The following is a 6,716-nucleotide window of genomic DNA, read 5'->3' on the forward strand; positions in this document are numbered from 1 at the left end:
TTTCAGTGCCCTCCCAAATTTGGTGAGGTTTTTTGAAATACTTTTAGATTTCTCCTATAGTCAGAACGACAATAAAGGATTTTATCCCAAATTAGCTAAACTTTCTTCTAAGATTTGAATTTTAGCTTCAGCATCGGCTTTTTTGTTTTGTTCGTTTTGTACGATTTCTGGTTTTGCATTTTGAACGAAACGCTCGTTTGATAATTTCTTATCTACCGAAACTAGGAAACCTTTTAAGTACTCGATTTCTTTGGTAATACGTTCACGTTCTGCTTCTACGTCAATATTATCAGCAGCCAACTGTACATAACATTCTGTTTTACTAGCTAAGAAGCTTAAAGCACCTGTTACTTTCTCTTGTACGAAAGTCAGTTCAGAAATATTCGCCAATTTGATAATAGATTCTTGGTATTTCGCAAAATCAATATCTGTATTGCTAATGGCTAAAGGTAATTCCACTTTAGGCGAAATACCTTTTGAGTTACGTATTGCACGAACTTCCGAAATGATTTGTTGTACTGTTGCAAATTCCTTGATGATATTCTCATCAAAAGTAGCTACTTTAGGATATTCTGCTACGATGATACAGTCTTTAGCATCACGAGCTCCGAAAATCTCATCATGGTACAATTCTTCTGTCAAGAAAGGCATGAAAGGATGTGCCAATGCCAATACTTTTTGGAAGAAAACTTTAACCGTTTCTAATGTTTCTGCTTCGATTGGTTGTTGGTAAGCTGGTTTTACTAATTCCAAGTACCAAGCACAGAAATCATCCCAAATCAATTTGTAAGTTGCCATTAAGGCATCTGACAAACGGTAGTTTGCGAAGTGTTCATCAATTTCAGCTACAGCTTGGTTGAAACGGTTTTCGAACCATACAGCCGCAGTTTTTTGCGCTTCAGTAGCTGGCGTATTTGTTGTTTCCCAACCTTTTACCAAACGGAACGCATTCCAGATTTTGTTAGCGAAGTTACGACCTTGCTCACAGTAAGAAACGTCAAACATCAAGTCATTTCCGGCAGGAGAAGATAACAACATACCCACACGTACACCGTCTGTGCCGTATTGTTCCATCAACTCTATAGGATCAGGGGAGTTACCCAATGATTTTGACATCTTACGACCCAACTTGTCACGCACGATACCCGTTAAGTATACATTACGGAAAGGAGGTTTTTGTGTATAGTCATGCCCCATGATGATCATACGTGCTACCCAGAAGAATAAAATTTCTGGAGCAGTCACTAAGTCATTCGTAGGGTAGTAATATTTGAAATCTTCGTTTTCAGGGTTACGAACACCGTCGAAAACGGACATTGGCCACAAGCCTGAAGAGAACCATGTATCCAATACGTCGTCTTCTTGACGAATACCTGCTGCAGATTTTCCTTGAGCTTCAAATTCTTTGATCGCGTCAGCTTCAGTTTTAGCAACTACCCATTCATTTTTGTCATTGTACCAAGCCGGAATACGTTGTCCCCACCACAATTGACGTGAGATACACCAATCTTTCACATTTTCCATCCAATGCTTGTAAGAAGCAAAGAATTTTTCTGGAATCAATTTGATTGTGCCATCTTCTACATAGGACAAAGCAGGTTTAGCGATTTCTTCCATTTTACAGAACCATTGCATCGATAATTTAGGTTCGATAGCAGCATCTGTACGTTCAGAGAAACCAACTTGTGATTTGTAGTCTTCGATTTTCTCGATTTGACCAACTTCTTCCAATAATTTAGCAACTTTCTTACGTGCGATAAAACGATCTTCGCCTACTAATATTTCTGCTTTTTCGTTTAATGTTCCGTCATCATTTAAGATATCAATAACTGGAAGATTGTGTTTTTGACCTAATTCGTAGTCATTCAAATCGTGTGCAGGCGTTACTTTCAAACATCCTGTACCGAATTCCATCTCCACATATTCATCTTGAATAACCGGAATCTCACGATTTACCAACGGAACGATAACTGACTTACCTTTAAGGTGTGCATAACGCTCATCGTTAGGGTTGATACAGATAGCTGTATCCGCCATAATCGTTTCCGGACGCGTAGTGGCTATGATAATATATTCATCCGAATCTTTGATTTTATAACGGATGTAGTATAATTTTTGATTTACTTCTTTACGGATTACTTCTTCGTCAGAAAGCGCAGTTTTGCCTTGTGGATCCCAGTTTACCATTCGAACACCACGGTAGATATAGCCATCTTTGTAAAACTTGATGAACGTATCAATAACGGCTTCTGACAAATCAGGATCCATTGTGAATTTTGTGCGATCCCAATCACATGAAGCACCTAATTTTTCTAATTGCTTCAAGATGATACCGCCGTATTTCTCTTTCCATTCCCAAGCATGTTTCAAGAAATCTTCACGAGTCAATGATTTTTTGTCAATTCCTTGTTCTTTCAACATGGCAACGACTTTAGCTTCCGTAGCGATAGAGGCATGGTCAGTGCCAGGTACCCAACATGCATTTTTACCTTGCATACGTGCACGACGAATCAATACATCTTGAATGGTATTATTCAACATGTGTCCCATGTGTAACACGCCAGTAACGTTTGGTGGGGGCATGACAATCGTGTATGGTTCACGCTCATCGGGTGTAGAACGGAAAAATCCGTTTTCCATCCAGTAAGAATACCATTTTTCTTCTGCTTCTTTCGGATTATAAGTCTTTGCTATACTCATTGTTAAAATTCGATCAAAAAATTGAAGTACAAAATTACGGATTTAATAGGACTTAAATGTATCAATCAAAATAAAAAATGATATTGATAAGGGAATAGATATGAGTATATATGATTACTTTTGGATGAAATTTGGATTTATTATTTATTAATTAAAATATTGTAAAGAATGAATAAGCCCGCTTGGCGTTCACATATCCTTTTTTTACTGAGTTATTTCCTGTATTGGTATGTACTTTTTCTATTTGATAGAACCGCCTTTTTGATAAGTAATTGGTCTAAATTTGAAGATAAATCTGATATTCTTTATTCGTATCTCTATGGAATCCGCTTGGATGCTTCGTTAGCTTGTTATTTCATCGCTTTACCTTTTATATTCTATATTATTCAGCTGTTGGTTATTAAAAAGCCTGTTTCTCCATGGTGGCTACGCGGTTATACATTAGTTCCAACCGTATTGTTTGCACTAATCACTATAGTAAACAATCCGCTTTATGAATCCTGGGGAGAGAAAATTAGTAAGCGTGCGATCTTGTTAGGAGCAGGTACTGTTGGTGGAGTTACGAGTTCAATTGATCTAGGAATGTTGATTTTCGCAGCTATTACAGTGGTTTTATATTTTGTAATTGCACACTATACTTACCACGGTATAGTCGTGAGAGCAGCAAAATACAGGAATCAAAATTGGTCATCTATATTAGTTGTTTTTGTTACTGGAGCATTTGTCCTTTTTGCTTTTATACGAGGTGGTTTCGGTCGTGCAACATTGAATCCAAGTGCAGTTTATTTTTCGGATAATACAACTTCAAATCACTTAGCTGTAAATACGTATTGGGCTTTTTTAAAAGATATGATGAAAAGCGCTAAGAAAAATCCTTATCGTTTTATGTCAGAAGAAGAAGCTCAACAAATTATTAATCCTGTGCTTCCTAAAACTTCAGATACAGTAGAAAATGTATTAAGAATGGACCGACCAAATGTTGTTTTAATTCTTTTGGAAGGAATGGTGGCGCAGGTGTTTGAGGAGCTAGGTGGTGAAAAGGGTATTACGCCAAACTTGGATAAATATATGCGTGAAGGCGTGAATTTTACACGAGCTTATTCTGCTGCTGATCGTTCGGACAAAGGGATGATTGCTGTAATGAGTGGTTTTCCTTCACAAGGAACGGAGAGTATCATACAATACATTCCGAAGCACGAAAAATTACCTGCAATTGGACAGATATACGATTCGTTGAAATACAGCACTTCGTTTTATCACGGAGGGCAAAGTCAGTTTTACAATTTCAAATCTTATATGTTTACGCACGGAATTGAAAGAGTAGTAGATAATGCAGATTTTGATTTACACGAGAAAAGAAATTCTTGGGGTGTGTACGATCATGTTGTAGCAGAACGTATGCTACAAGATTTGGATGAGGATAAAAAGCCATTTTTCTCCATCTTCTATACGTTAGTAAATCACGAACCATATAATCTCGATGGAGGATATAAATTTGGTAAAAAGACTAAAGCGGATATGTACCGCAGTACAGCGTATTATACGGATACGATGATTGGAAATTTTGTAGAGCGTGCTAAGAAGAAAGGGTGGTACGATGATACTATTTTTGTAGTGGTATCCGATCATGGAAATATTTACCCAAATGAAAAATATGGCTTAGAGCATCCTAAGCGTTACCATATTCCGTTGTTTATTTTTGGCGGTGCTTTGAAAGAAGAATGGAAGGGGCGTAAAATGGAACAGGTCGTAAGTCAGTTAGATGTAGCAACTACTTTGTGGAATTTTGTTAGTGATAAACCATCTCCTTTTAAATATTCTTTTGATCTATTTACGAGGTCGAGACTGCATGTGGCATTTTATAATTCCAATAGCACATTTGGCATTGTCACAAATGAGCAGGCGGTAGGATATGATGTGTTAGGGGGTAAAGTCGCTTACAAAGAGGGCGTTAAGATAGATAGTCAAAAAGATAGCTTAATCCGTATTGCAAAAGGGTATTACCAAGAAGTTTTTAAAGATTTTCAAAATTATTAATATGAAATACATACAATTGAAGGGCTATTTTAATACGTTGCTTTTATTGTTTATTCAGTTTGTTTTCCTTCTACTTGTTTATGCCATTCTAAGATTGGGGTTCTACGGTTTTAATAAGGCTTTATTTCCTCATGTGAGCAGTCATGAATTGGCAACCATGTTAGTAGGTGGTGTCAAATTTGATGTAGTAGCCATTTTGTATTTCAATATCCTTTATATCTTACTTCAGAGTTTACCTTTTCCATTTAAATATAATATTACTTATCAGAAGGTCTGCAAATGGGTTTTCGTGATAACGAATTCTATTGGTATAGCCTTGAATTTAGTGGATTTTGCGTATTATCCCTTTACGCTTAAACGTACAACAGGAACTGTGTTTGGGCAGTTCGCTAATGAAGAAAACCTACTAAAATTGACAATTGATTTTCTAATAGGTTATTGGTATTTGTTGGTCTTATTTGTGCTTTTAGTTTGGCTTTTGGCTAAAGCTTATGATCGAATAAAATTGGTAAGAACGGATAAGATAAATTGGTTGTTTTATACCGTTCAATTCGCTTCTTTTCTATTTATTATTTTCCTGTTTATTGGTGGTGTGCGTGGTGGATGGGCACATAGTACCCGTCCTATCACGTTGAGCAATGCTGGTGATTATGTGAAAAATCCGGAAGAAATGAACATTGTGTTGAATACACCTTTCAGTATATTGAAAACATTAAAAGCGGTTTCTTTAAAAGAAGTAAATTACTTCTCGGAAGAGGAATTAAATGCAAAATATACTGTCATTCACCAGCCAAAAGATTCTTCTGAATTCAAGAAGCTCAATGTTGTGCTGTTGATTTTAGAGAGTTTTGGGAAAGAACATATAGGCGCATTAAATAAGGATATCAATAACGGGACCTATAAAGGTTATACACCATTTTTGGATTCTTTAATTGGCGAATCTTATACGTTTACGCGTACGTATGCAAATGGTCGTAAATCTATCGATGCATTACCTTCTGTAATCACAGGTATTCCATCTGTAGGAGAACCATTTGTATTGTCAATTTATTCGGGAAATAAAACGACGAGTATGGCGAAATTATTAGGTGATGAAGGATATGAAACAGCATTTTTTCATGGTGCACCAAATGGTAGTATGGGCTTTTCGGCATATACCCAATTAGCAGGTATAAAACATTATTACGGAAAGAATGAATACAATAATGATGCAGATTTTGATGGTATTTGGGGTATTTGGGATGAACCGTTTATGCAGTTCATGGGAGACAAAATGAATGAGTTACCACAGCCTTTTTTTGCTGGATTTTTCTCTTTATCCTCACATCATCCATTCAAAGTTCCCGAAAAATATAAAGGTAAATTTCCGAAAGGATCCTTAGAAATTCATGAGCCTCTCGGTTACTCAGATTATGCTTTGAAAGAGTTTTTTGCAAAAGCTTCTAAAGCACCTTGGTTTAAAAATACATTGTTTGTGATTTGCGCGGATCATGCAACTATGAGTTACTTGCCAGAATATCAAACGGCTCCGAATTCTTTTGCTATTCCTATAATTTTTTATCAGCCTGGAAGCAATCTCAAAGGTATATCGGATAAAATGGTTCAGCAAATTGATATTCTTCCGACGGTGTTAAACTATCTGCATTATCCAAAACCTTATTTTTCTTTTGGTTTTGATGCTTTCGAAGAGAATAAAGATAACTTTGTGGTCAGTAATATTGGCGGTGTGTATAATCTATTTCAGCATGATTATTACATGACGCACGATGGAGAGAAAGTTACCTCTATCTTTAATCTCAAAGAGGATAAATTCCTTAAACGGGATTTAATTTATAATACGTCCTTAAAAGATTCATTGGAAAATACATTGAAAGCTTTTATTCAGCGTTATAATCATTGTATGATTCACAATAAGTTGACAGTTGATTAAACGCTAGAAAATATCTTAAAAAAAGTCAGGCTCGATTTTTCGAGCCTGA

The 6,716-nt window shown here is 36.3% G+C and carries 3 protein-coding genes; 2 read left to right on the top strand and 1 reads right to left on the bottom strand.

Annotation, left to right across the window (positions count from 1 at the left end; translation table 11 throughout):
* Positions 1–81: 81 nt before the first annotated feature.
* Positions 82–2,700 (bottom strand): valine--tRNA ligase, encoded by a 2,619-nt coding sequence (locus tag G5B32_RS16480; protein WP_165292591.1) that lies wholly within the window; start codon positions 2,698–2,700, stop codon positions 82–84.
* A gap of 168 nt (positions 2,701–2,868) precedes the next feature.
* Here G5B32_RS16480 and G5B32_RS16485 point away from each other — a divergent pair, with 168 nt between their 5' ends.
* Together G5B32_RS16485 and G5B32_RS16490 are read left to right on the top strand one after the other, a co-directional pair.
* On the top strand, positions 2,869–4,737 hold the full coding sequence (locus G5B32_RS16485) for an LTA synthase family protein (RefSeq protein WP_165292592.1): 1,869 nt from the start codon (positions 2,869–2,871) through the stop codon (positions 4,735–4,737).
* 1 nt (position 4,738) lies between these two features.
* Positions 4,739–6,667: an LTA synthase family protein gene (locus G5B32_RS16490; RefSeq protein ID WP_165292593.1), complete on the top strand. Its 1,929-nt coding sequence runs from the start codon at positions 4,739–4,741 to the stop codon at positions 6,665–6,667.
* Positions 6,668–6,716: the final 49 nt, after the last annotated feature.

It is taken from the genome of Sphingobacterium sp. SGL-16 (genome assembly GCF_011043515.1).
Lineage (GTDB): Bacteria > Bacteroidota > Bacteroidia > Sphingobacteriales > Sphingobacteriaceae > Sphingobacterium > Sphingobacterium litopenaei.